The following is a 13,255-nucleotide window of genomic DNA, read 5'->3' as shown; positions in this document are numbered from 1 at the left end:
GGCCGTGACCATCGACCACACGCTGGTGAAGCGTTTCCGGCAGGAGGTCGGCGACCGGCTGGCCCACCAGCGCCGCCTGGACCAGGCCAATGGTCTGGTCCCGATGACCGGCGAGGACGAGCGCCAGTTCGCCCGCGCGCTGATCGCGCAGGTGCTCGAAGAATTCGCGCGCGGTGAGATCGGCATCGGCAGGACCCCTCCCACGGCGGAGGAGGAGGAGGCGCTCGCCGCCGGGATCCACGCCGCGCTGTTCGGCGTCGGACGCCTGCAGCCGCTGCTGGACGACCCCGAGGTCGAGAACATCGACATCAACGGCTGCGACCGGGTCTTCGTCGGCTACGCAGACGGCCAGGAGATCATGCGCGAGCCGGTGGCCGAGTCCGACGAGGAGCTGGTCGAGCTGATCCAGATCCTCGCCGCCTACAGCGGCCTGTCCAGCAGGCCGTTCGACACCGCCAACCCCCAGCTCGACCTGCGCCTCCCCGACGGCTCCCGGCTCTCGGCGGTCATGGACGTGACGGTCCGCCCGTCCATCTCCATCCGCCGTTCCCGGCTGGGCAAGGTGTTTCTCAGCGACCTCGTGGGAAACGGCACCCTCACCCCGGAGCTGGGCCGCTTCCTCTCGGCCGCCGTGGCGGCCAGGAAGAACATCATGATCTCCGGCTCGACCAACGCGGGCAAGACGACCCTGCTGCGCGCCCTGGCCAACGAGATCGCGCCGACCGAACGACTGATCACCGTGGAGCGGGCCCTGGAGCTCGGCCTCGACCAGTTCTCCGAGCTCCATCCCAACGTGGTGGCCTTCGAGCAGCGGCTCCCCAACTCCGAGGGCCAGGGCGAGATCAGCATGGCGGAGCTGGTCCGCCGCTCCCTGCGCATGAACCCGTCCCGGGTGATCGTCGGCGAGGTCCTCGGAGACGAGATCGTCACCATGCTCAACGCGATGACCCAGGGCAACGACGGCTCGCTGTCGACCATCCACGCCAACTCCTCGATGGAGGTCTTCAACCGCATCGCCACCTACGCGCTCCAGGCCAACGAACGCCTGCCGATCGAGGCCACCCACATGCTCATCGCGGGCGCGATCGACTTCGTGGTCTTCCTGGAGAAGCGCAACGAGTACGCGGAGGGCGGCACGCTGCGCCGATTCGTGTCGAGCGTGCGCGAGGTGGCCGGGGTGGACGGCAGGGTGCTCTCCTCGGAGGTGTTCGCCCTGTCACGTGACGGACAGCTCGTTCCGCACGCCCCCCTGTCCTGCCTGGAGGAGCTCGCCCGCCACGGCTACGACCCGGGAGGCTGGGCATGATCCCCATCCCGCCGGGACTGTTCGACCCGCTGGTGCTGCTCTCCGGGATCGCGGTGGGCGCCGGGCTGTTCCTGCTCGTCATCGCCCTGTACGGCATGCGTCCCCGGCAGGCCACCCCGAGCAGGAAGGCCGGCAGGCGCGAGTTCGTCCGGGCGCTGTCCACCCGCTCCGCCGTGGGCGCCATCGCCGGGGTGGTCGTGCTCGTGGTGACCGGATGGCCGGTCATGGCGGTGGGAGCCGTGCTGCTGGCGATCGGATGGCGGGGCCTCTCCGGCGGCGCGGCCTCCGAACGCACCGCGATGCGGCAGCTGGAGGGACTGGCCGCCTGGACCGAGTCGCTCCGCGACACCATCGCCGGAGCCGCCGGTCTGGAACAGGCGATCCCGTCCTCGATCCGGGCCGCGGCCCCCACGCTCCGCCCGCACCTGCTGGCGCTGGTCGACCGCCTGCGCACCCGGATGGCGCTGCCCGACGCGCTCCGGCTGTTCGCCGACGAGCTCGACGACCCCTCGGCGGACCTGGTCGTGGCCGCCCTGATCCTCAACTCCAAACTGCGCGGCCCCGGCCTGCGCGACGTGCTCGGGGCGCTGGCCGTATCGGCCCGCGAGGAGCTCGACATGCGCCGCCGGGTCGAGGCGGAGCGTCGCTCCACCCGGCGCAGCGCACAGATCGTGGTCGGTACGGCCGTCGCCTTCGCCGCCCTGCTGGTCGTGTTCAACCCCTCCTACGTCGAGGAGTACGACAACACCCTCGGACAGGCCGTGCTCGTGGTGGTCGCCGCGTTCTTCGGCGCCGGGTTCGCCTGGATGCGCCGCCTGGCCCGCTTCGACAAGCCCGCCCGCCTGCTGGGCCTGCCCTCCGGAGGTGAGGTGCGCGATGACTGAGGAACTGCTCGCCGGATCGGTGCTCGGACTGGGCCTCTTCCTGCTGATACGGGCGCTGTTCCCGGCCCGCCCCGGGCTGGTGACGCGGCTGCTGGCGCTGGACGCGGCCAGGGAGGGGACAAACGCCTCCATCACGCGGCTCATCCTGCCCGACGAGGAGGTCAGCGCGTTCCGGCGGAATCTGGGCGTACGGCTGGCCCGCTTCTACGCGGCCAGGGGCTGGGAGGTCCGCTCGGCCAGGGCGGATCTGGCACTGCTCGGCAAGTCGTTCGAGGGCTTCCTGGCGACGAAGGTGCTGCTGGCGGTGTCCGGACTGCTGGCCTTCCCCTTGCTGATCGGCTGGCTGGTGCTGATGGAGTGGGGCGTCTCGCTCACCATCCCGCTGTGGGCCGCGCTCATCGTCGCCGGACTCTTCTTCGTCCTGCCCGACCTGCAGATCAAACGGGACGCCGCCCGGATGCGCCGCGACTTCCGGCACGTCGTCGGCTCCTTCCTGGACCTGGTGGCGATGAACCTCGCGGGTGGGCGCGGCGTGCCCGAGGCGCTCATGATGGCGGTCTCCGTGGGCAGTCCCGGGCCCGACGACGAGGGGGCCAACTGGGCGATGTCCCGGATCCGCGAGGCGCTCGGCAACGCCAGGATCGTCGGCATCACCCCCTGGCAGGCACTCGGCCAGCTCGGCGACGAGATCAACGTCGACGAGCTGCGCGACCTGTCCGCCGCACTCGGACTGGTCGCCGACGACGGCGCCAAGGTCCGCTCGTCCCTGACCGCCCGCGCCGCGACCATGCGGCGGCGTGAGCTCGCCGAGGTGGAGGGGAAGGCGGGCGAGCGGTCCCAGTCGATGCTCGTCGCCCAGCTCCTGCTCTGCGCGGGCTTCGTGATCTTTCTGAGTTTCCCGGCCGCTATGAAGATGTTGGGGTCCTGACCATGCTGAGCCATCCGTGGATCGTCTATACGGTCGCCTTCCTGAACGTACGGATCGAGAAGGCCCGCAACGCCCCCACCCGGGGAGCCTCCGCCGTCGAGTGGGTCATCATCACGGCCATCATCGCCGGGGTGGCGCTCGGCCTCGCCACCCTCATCAAGACCCTGGTCGAGGGGAAACAGGGCGAGATCGAGAACCAGTTCGGCGGCGGCGGCGGTGGCGGTGACGGCGGCGGTGAGGTCGGCGACCAGGGGTAGCGACCGGGAGCGAGGCGCGACCGTCGTCGAACTGGCGATCATCATGCCGATCGTGCTGGCCGTGATCCTGCTCATCGTGCAGTCGGCCCTGTGGTTCCACGGTCGGCAGGTGGCCGACGCCGCGGCCAGGGAAGGGGCACGGCTCGCCCGGATCGACTCGGACAGCTGGGAGACCGACGCGAAGGAGCGGGCCGACGAGATCCTTCAGGCCATCGGCCCGAAGCTTCTCGACGGCGCCACGGTCGAGACGTGGCAGGAGGGTGACCGGCGAGGCGTCGAGATCACCGCCACGGCGGTTCAGGTCGTCCCGCTGCTGCCCTCCACGACGTTCACCATCACCTCCCGCTTCGGCGGTCCCATCGAGTGCTTCCGTCCCGATGAGGACGGCGGCGGTGAGGAATGCCCGTGATCCTCCGAGCTCTCTCCCGTCGCGCCCTTGTCCACGGACGTGATCACGGCTCCGAAGGGACACGTGATCACGGATGCGATCGGGCGCGCGACCGGGAGCACGATCACGACTGCGGACACGGACGCGACCGGGGGCGCGGTCACGGACGCGACCGGGAGCGTGACCGCAGGCACGGACAGGGGCGCGGACAGGGGCGTGGACGCCTGTGGCGTGAGGGCGAACGCGGGTCGCTGAGCGCGGAGACGGTGCTGCTCGCCCCGGTCTTCCTGCTGTTCCTGCTCTTCCTGGTCGGTGCGGGAAGGATGGTGGAGGCTCAGGGCGAGGTCAACGGAGCGGCCAGGGACGCCGCCAGGGCCGCCTCGGTGGAACGCACGCGGTCCGACGCCGAGACCGCAGCCGATGAGGCCGCCAAGGACGCGCTGTCGGGTGAGTGCGAGCCGGAGGTCAGCCTGGAAGGTTCGGAATGGGAGGAGGGCGGCCGGGTCAGGGCTCAGGTGACCTGCTCGCTGGACCTGGCATTTCTCGGCTTCGGCGCGGCCAAGGAGATGACGGGTGACTCGGTGGTCCCGCTTGAGCTGTACCGGAGGGTCGAGAATTGAATCCCCCCGAAGGCAGAACGCCGCGTGCTTCCGGTGGACCCGCATGTCCGAAGGGGCGTGTCGACCCGGGGGAGACGCTGTCGCGTGCCTTCGGCGGATCCACAGGGCTGGGAGAGCGGGTCGAAACGGGGAAAGCGCTGCCGCGTGTCTCCGGCTCGCCCGCGCGGGTGGGCGCCGGGGGGAGTTGCCGCGCTGACCGGGGGTCGATGTCGATCTTCACGGTGATCTTCTCGGTGGTGGTCTTCCTGCTGGCGGGGCTCCTGGTGGACGGCGGAGCGGCCATCAACGCCCGGCTGCGCGCCGCCGACGTCGCCGAGCAGGCCGCCAGGGCCGCCGCCGACCAGATCGACGTCGAGTATCTCCGTGCCACCGGCCAGGCCAGGCTGCTGGAGGACGACACGGTCTGCGACAAGGCCGAGGAGATCGTCTCCGCCCACGACGGCGACGACATCCAGCCCCCCAAGTGCACGGTCGACCAAGGCCGGGCCCAGGTCACGGTGAACGTCTCCGTCAGCTGGAAGGCGTTCTTTCTCGCCGCCTTCGGCTTCTCCGGCGCGGAGATGGAGGCCACGGCCACCGCCGGTCCGGATACCGGGGAAGACCAATTGCCGTGAACCGCTGGCTCACCGGATGACCGACCACGAATCTGGACAGGGAGGGAGAGAAATGCCCACGCGACAGCCCATGCGTATCAAGCCCAAGCGCACCCTGGGCGACCTGATGGCCGGACTCGGCGCGCTGGTCGTCCTGGCCGCACTCATCGCCGGAGTCCCCTACGCGCTGCTCCGGCTGGCCGGGCCGCCACTCCCACCCGAGTTGCTTAACCTCGACCTGCTGACCAGCCAGGTGGGCACGAGCACGATCACCGCGATCCTCGTGCTGCTGGTCTGGCTCGCGTGGGCGCAGCTGGTCGTCTGCGTGATCGTCGAGATCTACGCCGGGCTGCGCCGGGTCGGCATGCCGGCCAGGGTGCCGCTCTCCGGGGGCACCCAGCTGCTCGCCAACCGGCTGGTCTCGGCCGCCCTGCTGCTGTTCACCGTGTCGGCGGTGGTCGTGCCGATCGCGAAACTGACCGGCCCGCCCGCCCGCCCGGCCACCGTCTCGGCCGCCCTGTACGCGATGTCCGCGCCGGTCGGCGAGGAGCGGGCGCCGCTGGTCTCGGTGGAGAAGGCCAAGAAGGTCTACGTGGTGCAGCCGCCGCACGGACGGCACCACGAGAGCCTGTGGGAGATCGCGGAGAAGTGCCTCGGCGACGGGCGGCGCTATCCGGAGATCTACCAGCTCAACCAGCACAAGGAGCAGCCTGACGGCAGCCGTCTCCACATGGCCGACCTGATCAGGCCCGGCTGGGTGCTGGACATGCCGGACGACGCCAGGAACATCCACGTCGTCCCGGCATCCCAGCCTCGTGACGACACCCTCAAGGACCACCGCACCAAACCCGCCGAACTGGACGGCCGCACCCAGACCTTCACCCCCGGCCGCTCGGCCCTTCCCGCGGAGTCCCCGCCCGAGGTCTCCGTCTCCCCGGACACCTCCGTCATTCCCGAGGGCGGGTCCGGAGGCAAGGAGAGCGGTCCCGCCGAGCGCCGGGACCCGGGAAAGGTGGTCGACCCCGGCCCTCCCGGGCAGAACCCGGGACAGAACACTGGGCAGAACCCGGGGCAGAACGCCGGACAGAACCCGGGACAGAACGCCGGGCAGGGCATCGAGCTGGGGATGCTCGACTATCTGGCGGGCGCCTCACTGGCGGCGGCGGGGCTGCTGGCGGCGCTCGGCCGCAGGCGCAGGGAGCAGCTCTGGCATCGGGCCTTCGGGCACCGGATCACCCGGCCGAGGGACGACGCCGCCCAGGCCGAAGTCGCGCTCCGGCTCGGCGCCGACGCCCCGGGCAGCCGGATGCTGGACATCGGGCTCCGGTTTCTCGGCAGATCCCTCGCGGCCGAGAACCGGATTCCGCCCACGATCTACGCCGCCCACCTGTCCTCGCAGACCCTCGACCTGTGGATCCACCCACCCGACCCCGAGGCCCCCACGCCCTGGACCGCCCACGACGGCGGCCAGGTGTGGCGGCTCCCGGCGCACGAGGGCCGGATGCTCGACGAGCAGGCCCTCGCCGACGCGCCCGCGCCGTATCCGGGCCTGGTCTCGCTGGGCTCCAACGGTGAGGGCAGGGTGCTCGTCGACCTGGAGGCCGCCCACGGGCTGATCAGCATCAAGGGCCCCCAGTCCACCGCCGCCCTCGCCGCGCTCGCGGTGGAGCTGGCCACCAACCGCTGGTCGGATCGGATGCTCATCACGCTCGTCGGCTTCGGCGAGGAGCTGACCGTGATCGCCCCCGAAAGGATCAGATGCGTGGGAAGCCTGGCCGAGATCCTGCCCGAGCTGGAGGCCAAGGCCGGTGATCGCGGCTCCGGCGGCGAGGTGCTGACCGGCCGGATCCACGGACGCGCCACCGACCCGGCCTGGCCGCCGCACTACCTGCTGTCCGCGATCGCCCCGAACGCCGAGGAGGGCCACCGCCTGGCGATGCTCGGCAGGAAGGGCACCCGCACGGCCGCCGGATACGTGATCGCGGGCGACGTCCCGCACGCCACCTGGAACTGGAGGATCGGCGAGGACGACCGGGCCGCGGTGGACGTGCTCGGGTTCGAGGTGGACGCTCAACTGCTGCCCCGCCGCCAGTACCAGGCACTGATCGACCTGTTCACGACGGCCGGGCGATTCGAGGGGGAGCCCCTGCTCGACGAGGCGGAGCCGGTCACCCAGACGCCCTCGGTCGAGGTCCGGATCCTGGGCTCGATCGAGATCACCGGCCCGCCGCCCCTGGAGGAGGGCCGGGCGGCGCTCGCCGTCGAGACGGTCGTCTACCTGGCGACCCATCCCGGCGGCGTCCACCCCGTCGTGCTCGGCGGCATCCTCTGGCCGCGCGGGGTGCAGTCCGTGGTCAGGGACGCCACGATCGCCAGGGTCGTCGCCTGGCTGGGCACCGACGGCGAGGGGCGGCCCAACCTCTACGCCGACGAATCCGGGCGGCTCCGGCTGGGCCCCGAGGTGAGGACCGACTGGATGCTCTTCCGCGACCTCGTCCGCAGGTCCCACAACGACCCCACCGGTCGCGCCCGGCTCCTGGACGAGGCTCTGAGCCTGGTACGGGGCCCGCTGCTGAACGGCCGCCCGCGCGGTCGCTACACCTGGCTGGCCGCCGACGACCTGGAGTACAACGTGATCGCGGGCGTCGCGGACGCCGCACATCGGCTCTGCGAGGTACGGCTGGCCCATGGCGAGGCCGACGAGGCCGTGGCGGCGGTGCGGGCGGGGCTGCTGCTGGCCGCCGACGACGAGGGCCTCTGGCGGGACCTGCTGCGGGCCACCCATCTGACCTCCGATCCCGGCAGGCTGGCAGCGGTGGCCGACGCCCTGCACCGGCGGGCCGCCTCCCATCCGTACGGTGGCGGGATGGCTCCGGAGACCGAGGCCCTCATCGACGAGCTCCTGCCCTCGTGGCGGATGCGCTCGGCGCCGACGGCATGACCGGGCGAACGGGGCCGAGGCCCGAGGCGGAGACGGGGACCGACGACCGGACGGGAAGATCGCACGACGCCGTGAGGGATCGCCGGTCGAGCGGCGTGTGTGAGGTCGTGACGGGTCATCGGGCGAGCGGTGTGTATGAGGTCGTGAGGGACCGCCGGATGAGCGGCGTGTGTGAGGTCGTGACGGGCGATCGGGCGAGCGGTGCGTATGAGGTCGTGACGGGCCGTCGGGCGAAGGGCGGGCGTGCGGCCATGCCGATTCGTGCATATCGGTGGTTCCGTACGGAGCGCGCTTTTAGCGTGATCGGTGTGCGTGCTGTGACCGCGCTGACCCTGGTCGTGCTGACGGGCTGTTCCCCGTCGGCCGCTCAGCCGTTCACCCCGATCGATCTCCCGGCCGACGCCGGTTCCCCGGCGTCTCCCCAGCCGTCCTCGCAACAGGCCGTGCCCACGCCGAGGGTGGAGACGGTCCAGGTCGCGCCCGGGGTGCGGATGGTGGTCGAGTGGCCCGCCGCTCCCGACCAGGACGCCATCAAAATGATCAATGCCTTCCGCGACCTTCAGGAAGGGATGTTCAGGGCCGTCGTCACCGGGGGCCGGGACGTCGCCTATCTCGAGACCGTCGAGAACAAGGCGGTCAAGGACGCGAACGCGTGGGTGCAGGAGTTTCTGGACCAGCGGCGATCGGTGCGCGGGACCGTCCGGCTGTACAAGCTGAACGTCGGTTCGGTCAACGGTTCAGGGGGGGAGCTGAACGTGTGCATGGACGAGTCCGGGATGCGCCTGCTGGACTCCGCGACGGGCAAGGCGGTCCCCAGACAGCCGGTGTGGACCCGGAAGCCCTTCTTCCAGTCCGCCGGAGTGCGGCGGGGCGACGACGGGGTGTGGCGGATCGGGCTGCTCCGGAACGCCGAACTTCCCCACGAACGTGCGAAGGGATGTCTTCGATGATCGGAAACATGGTCGTTGCGGGGCTGATGCTGCTCGCTCCGATCGACCCGGGAGGGACATCGGGCACCGGCTACCAGAAGGGCAGGGAGGCCGGGGTCGTCCTGAGAGACTCCCAGATCATCGTCAGCGGGGACGGAACCGGAGGCACGGGCGACGGCTATCGGATCAAACGGCCCTGCTGGTACGAACCCGGTCCGAACGCCGACGACATGCTGAAGACGCAGCGGGAGTCGAAGCCCTCCTGGATTCCCGCGACGGAGTGGGAGCGGCATCTGGAGTCCCTCAAGCAGTTCGAGGCCGAGGCCGGCAAGGAGGGGCGCTGGTGGACGCAGGCCTACAACGAGGCCGATCCCGACGCGGCCGCCTGCCTGATAGGGCTGGAACCCTACGTGTTCGTGCCGCCCGGAACGACCCCGCCCGGTGGGATCACTCTCGCGGAACTCGTCGACATCGCCCGGGCGGCGCTGACCGTGCCCAAGCCGAAGGTCCAGCTCAACCCCGATGCCAAGAGTTACGTCAACCTGGGCACCTGGGTCTGGCTGGACAACGGCGGCGAGACCACCAGGTCCGTGACCGCGACGCTCCCGGGGGTCATGAGCGCGACCGTGGTCGCCACCCAGAGGAACATCGAGATCGACCCGGGGACGAAGGACGAGAAGCGCGCCGTGGTCAAGAAGGATTGCGGCCCGACCGGCACGCCGTACTTCAAGGGCGCGACGGAGAAAGACCTCAAATGCGGCGTTGTTTATCTCCGCGCCTCGGTTGACCTCCCCCGTGAGGTCTACGAGCTCACGGTGACCTCCGCCTGGGACGTCGCGGTTCAGGACGACGTGGTGCCCTTCGTTTACGACCCCATCGAGGCGAGCGCCACCCGCGACGTCCCCGTGGGCGAGGTGCAGAGCACCGTCAGGAGAGGAACGCCGTAGGCGTCACCACCGTTCCTTGCCCGTGCTCCGATCAGCGGGTGACGTCGCCGCCTGCGGGTGAGGACGCCCCGCCGGGGGCGAGGATCATCGTGGGAGGTTCGCGCCGACGTGGACGTGCGAGTCGGGCCCGGCGGGGTGGGTGTCCCGCCGGGCCCGACTCGCAGGCGTTCGGTTGAGCTGGGGCTCAGCCGGTGATGCTGAGCCGGGGTGCTCAGCCGGTGATGAGGTCGAACTGCTCCCAGGGGCCGATGGCGTCGCGGTTGGCGATCAGCGGCTGGGCGCCGCCGCCCTCGGCGCATACGAGCTTGCCGTTGATCTGGGCCCTGAGGCTGACGGTGCCGCCCGAATTGCTGACGAGCTGGAAGGTCTCCCAGGAACCCGCGGCGGCGGCGTTGGCGATCAGCGACTGGGCGCCGGCTCCGGCGGCGCTCACGTACTGGTTGTTGATCTTCGCTCGCAGTGCGATGTTGCCGTTGCCCAGGTCGACGCGCTCGAACTGCTCGCCCGTCCCGATGGTGGTCTTGCTGGCGATCAGCGGTGAGCCGGAGGCCGCGCTGACGTAGAGGTTGTTGGCCTTGGAGCGCAGGCTGACGGTCGAGGCGGTGGACGGCTGCGTGAGGATCCGCAGGGCGTCGACCATGCCGACCGCGGTGGACTTGTTGACGATCCTGATCGTGTGCTGGCCGCTGGACAGGCCCGTCTTGCTGTAGACGACCTGCTGGGCCTGCCGGGCACCGGAGACGTAGAGGTTCACATTGGTCTGGAGGACGTTGTCGAGGTAGACGTCCACGTTGCCCATGTCACCGTTGCGCTCCGAGAGATACTCGACGCCGGTCCCGGTGAAGGTGTACTGGGCGACCGAACCCACGGTGTTGCTGTGGTGGGTGTCGTCGTTGTAGTCGCCGTAGCCCCTGCTGCTGGTGGCGTGCCAGTTGGCGTCGTAGGTGAGCTCGGTGTCGTTCACCAGGGCGTTCGACGTCGTCTGTCCGGTGCCCAGGGCGGAGCTGGTGTTGCTCAGCGTCTTGGCGCCCTGGTTGGTGGTGCCGGTCAGCCGCGCCGAGCTGTAGCCGCTCAGCGGCTTGGCGGTCCGCTCCAGGACGTACACGGTGTTCGCCGCGGTGGCGAAGGAGACCTCGGCACTCGTGCTGGTGGCGAGGATGGCGTTGTCGGAGGTGCGCCGCACCCGGACCTGCTGGGTGCCCCAGGGGTTGACCACCGTGGCCTGCTTGCCGTACAGGCTCTTGAGCCCGACGTACTTGATCTCGCCGGCCTCGCGCTCGGAGCTGACCTGGAAGCCGTCCTTGGCCAGGAGGGTGAACTTCCCGACGAAGGAGGAGTCGGTCGGCACCGCCGGGAACACCCGGATCTTGTCGTTGTAGCTCTGCATGAGCGACTCGTTCATGGCAGACAGGTGCACGCCGAGATACTCGAAGACGCCGTTGGTGTTGCTGGTCATGCCGTTGGTGTAGTTCTGGTACTTCTGCAGCATGGTCTTCATGCCCTGGTACGCCTGGTCGCCCAGACCGAGGCGGGCCGCCTGGACCGCGTCGTTGGACCAGACGTTGCCGTAGGGGAACGGCCGCTGGTTCCAGGTGTTCACCGCGGTCTGGTAGTCGGGGTAGCCGATGCCGGTGACGTTGTACGGCCAGATCAGCTCGGAGGCGACGTTCTCGTTGTTCCTGGTCTGCGAGATCGGCGGCTGGTGCGGCTGGTAGGCGCCGTTGACCACGGTGTAGGCGGTGATGTTGTTCAGGATGTTCTGCCAGTCGGCGCGCAGGCCGGCGTCGACGCCGAGCTGCTCGCTGACCTGGATCGTCAGCGGGAAGATGCTGCGCACCGCGGCCAGGTCGGTGATCGCGTTGCGGACGTTCCAGTACGTCTCGTGGGAGTTGGAGTTGGCCATGTAGTACTTGCCGGTCGGACCGTCGAAGGACAGCAGGCCCTTGTAGAGCTTCACGGTCTCCCGCATGTACGGGTACGCCACGTCACGCAGGTAGTTCGTGTCGTTGGTGTAGCGGTACTGGAGATACATGTTGTGGGCGGCCTGGTAGCCCGTCGTCAGGATGTTCTTGGTGTAGTCGCTGCCGACCGTGCCGCGCGCGTTGCCGTCCCAGCCCATGGTCTCCGGTACCCAGAGGGCGTCCACCCCGTACCGCGTCTGCGTGTACGACTTCAGCGCGTTGTAGTTGCGACTGTAGAGCTTGTTGAAGGTGCCCATCAGTTCGGTGTGGTTGGAGGCCAGGAAGGAGTTGTAGACGTCTCGCTGGTTCCAGTACCAGTAGGCGTTGCTCCACTTGGAGTTGTCCTGCGTGGCGCGGAACACCCCGTTGATGAAGTGGACCGGGTAGTTGCCGTAGCCACCTGCGGCGATCATGTAGGTGCTGAGGTAGTAGACGTTCTCCATGTAGTCCGCGTCGCCGGAGGCGTTGGAGTACTGGACGAACGACTTGGCCCAGAAGGCGTGCCACCAGTTGCGGTAGTTGTTGAGCGTATTGGTGTAGCCGGTGTTCTTGACCGAGGTGAGCTGGCTGCGGGCCTGGGCGACCGAGTCGCGGTTGGCCGCGTTGATCCGGCTGGAGGCGGTGAGCCAGATCGTGTAGCTGGAGGTGGGCGTGATGTTCAGCCGCACGTTCCTGCCGTTCACGACCTGGGTGGTGAAGTTCGCGCCCTCGACGGTGGCGGCCATGGTGTAGCCGAAGCCGTTCGCGTCGGTCTGGCCCCGGCTGAACCCGGCCACGTTGGCGTCGGAGAAGGTGGAGATCGTCCGCCAGGTGTTCAGGTCGGGCACGTCCGCGATGTTCTGGACGGTGGCCGGGTCCCACATGCTGAGGTCGAACGCCACGTTGGAGACGCCGGTGCGGCCGTCCTCGACGTGGATGCCCATGACCTCGGAGTTCGGCGACCCCATCACGGTCACGGTCCGGTTGGTGTCGTACTTGGTGGTGAGGGTGCCGTCGTACAGCGACAGCCGCTGCTGGAATTTCGAGTATCCGGTGTCCATGCTCGGGCTGGTGCTGAGGTTGACCAGGCCGGCCGCGTAGGTCGACTGCTCCGAGAGGTCCACCCCCGACACCTGCATCGTCAGGCCGTTCTGGTTCCACGCCATGGCCCCGGTGCGGCCGTTGCCCACGGTCAGCCCGTAGAGGGGGTTGGTGTTGGGCCGGTTGTAGACGACGTCGTGCTTGGACATGTATGCCGGATAGTCCACGTTGAGCGCCCCGGCCGCCTGGTCGAAGGCCGCGTCGGTGGTCGAGGCCAGGGTCGGCGTCGCCTCACCCGCGGCCACCAGACCGACGGCGAGAATTAACGGAGGCAGGGAACGTAACAGCCTCTTCAACATGGTTTTCCTCTCCTGCGGCCGGTCACCCCTCGCCGCGCCGCGGCCGTGGCCGCACGGAGCGGACGTCCTGGTCATCGCTCGGTCGCGCCGACGAGGGGTTCATACATTGGGGGGTGGTCGTG

General features: G+C 69.5%; 11 protein-coding genes. 10 read left to right on the top strand and 1 reads right to left on the bottom strand.

The features are described from left to right. The first annotated feature begins 4 nt into the window (after positions 1 to 4). From CHC08_RS25255 to CHC08_RS25210, 10 genes are all read left to right on the top strand, one after another. Positions 5 to 1,306 carry a TadA family conjugal transfer-associated ATPase gene (locus tag CHC08_RS25255; protein WP_245878557.1) on the top strand — a complete coding sequence of 434 codons (1,302 nt, stop codon included), beginning with the start codon at positions 5 to 7 and terminating at the stop codon, positions 1,304 to 1,306. Then, complete coding sequence (locus tag CHC08_RS25250; protein WP_089209850.1) at positions 1,303 to 2,190, top strand: type II secretion system F family protein; 888 nt, start codon at positions 1,303 to 1,305, stop codon at positions 2,188 to 2,190. The genes CHC08_RS25255 and CHC08_RS25250 overlap by 4 nt, the downstream gene beginning before the upstream one ends. Further along, the gene (locus CHC08_RS25245; protein ID WP_089209849.1) at positions 2,183 to 3,118 is read left to right on the top strand and encodes a type II secretion system F family protein; all 936 of its coding nucleotides are present in this window, start codon (positions 2,183 to 2,185) and stop codon (positions 3,116 to 3,118) included. Before CHC08_RS25250 ends, CHC08_RS25245 begins: the two co-directional genes overlap by 8 nt. 2 nt (positions 3,119 to 3,120) lie before the next feature. Then, positions 3,121 to 3,375 (top strand): hypothetical protein, encoded by a 255-nt coding sequence (locus CHC08_RS25240; protein ID WP_089209848.1) that lies wholly within the window; start codon positions 3,121 to 3,123, stop codon positions 3,373 to 3,375. After that, complete coding sequence (locus tag CHC08_RS25235) at positions 3,341 to 3,784, top strand: TadE family protein (RefSeq protein WP_245878556.1); 444 nt, start codon at positions 3,341 to 3,343, stop codon at positions 3,782 to 3,784. The genes CHC08_RS25240 and CHC08_RS25235 overlap by 35 nt, the downstream gene beginning before the upstream one ends. Continuing rightward, the gene (locus CHC08_RS25230) at positions 3,781 to 4,383 is read left to right on the top strand and encodes a TadE/TadG family type IV pilus assembly protein (protein WP_179282199.1); all 603 of its coding nucleotides are present in this window, start codon (positions 3,781 to 3,783) and stop codon (positions 4,381 to 4,383) included. The genes CHC08_RS25235 and CHC08_RS25230 overlap by 4 nt, the downstream gene beginning before the upstream one ends. Positions 4,384 to 4,589: 206 nt before the next feature. Next, positions 4,590 to 4,997, top strand: a complete 408-nt coding sequence (locus tag CHC08_RS25225; RefSeq protein WP_089209845.1) for a pilus assembly protein TadG-related protein — start codon at positions 4,590 to 4,592, stop codon at positions 4,995 to 4,997. Between the two features lie 52 nt (positions 4,998 to 5,049). Beyond that, entirely contained in the window at positions 5,050 to 7,917 is a 2,868-nt protein-coding gene (locus tag CHC08_RS25220; protein ID WP_089209844.1) for an AfsR/SARP family transcriptional regulator, read from the top strand. Between the two features lie 308 nt (positions 7,918 to 8,225). After that, the gene (locus tag CHC08_RS25215; protein WP_143653338.1) at positions 8,226 to 8,867 is read left to right on the top strand and encodes a hypothetical protein; all 642 of its coding nucleotides are present in this window, start codon (positions 8,226 to 8,228) and stop codon (positions 8,865 to 8,867) included. Next, a complete protein-coding gene (locus CHC08_RS25210) occupies positions 8,864 to 9,793 on the top strand; it encodes a hypothetical protein (RefSeq protein WP_245878555.1) in 930 nt (309 codons plus the stop codon). The genes CHC08_RS25215 and CHC08_RS25210 overlap by 4 nt, the downstream gene beginning before the upstream one ends. Before the next feature lie 211 nt (positions 9,794 to 10,004). Here CHC08_RS25210 and CHC08_RS25205 read toward each other — a convergent pair whose 3' ends face one another. Next, positions 10,005 to 13,133, bottom strand: coding sequence for a glycosyl hydrolase family 95 catalytic domain-containing protein (locus CHC08_RS25205; protein ID WP_218825457.1), 3,129 nt, complete (start codon positions 13,131 to 13,133; stop codon positions 10,005 to 10,007). Between the last annotated feature and the right edge of the window lie 122 nt (positions 13,134 to 13,255).

Origin of the sequence: Streptosporangium subroseum (genome assembly GCF_900188345.1) — a bacterium.
Taxonomy (GTDB): Bacteria; Actinomycetota; Actinomycetes; order Streptosporangiales; family Streptosporangiaceae; genus Streptosporangium; species Streptosporangium subroseum.
This window is presented reverse-complemented; position numbering and strand designations above follow the sequence as displayed.

Coding starts and splice junctions, on each gene's coding strand:
- CHC08_RS25250 (WP_089209850.1), top strand. CDS start 1,303: ATGATCCCCATCCCGCCGGGACTGTTCGACCCGCTGGTGCTGCTCTCC.
- CHC08_RS25245 (WP_089209849.1), top strand. CDS start 2,183: ATGACTGAGGAACTGCTCGCCGGATCGGTGCTCGGACTGGGCCTCTTC.
- CHC08_RS25240 (WP_089209848.1), top strand. CDS start 3,121: ATGCTGAGCCATCCGTGGATCGTCTATACGGTCGCCTTCCTGAACGTA.
- CHC08_RS25225 (WP_089209845.1), top strand. CDS start 4,590: ATGTCGATCTTCACGGTGATCTTCTCGGTGGTGGTCTTCCTGCTGGCG.
- CHC08_RS25220 (WP_089209844.1), top strand. CDS start 5,050: ATGCCCACGCGACAGCCCATGCGTATCAAGCCCAAGCGCACCCTGGGC.
- CHC08_RS25210 (WP_245878555.1), top strand. CDS start 8,864: ATGATCGGAAACATGGTCGTTGCGGGGCTGATGCTGCTCGCTCCGATC.
- CHC08_RS25205 (WP_218825457.1), bottom strand. CDS start 13,133: ATGTTGAAGAGGCTGTTACGTTCCCTGCCTCCGTTAATTCTCGCCGTC.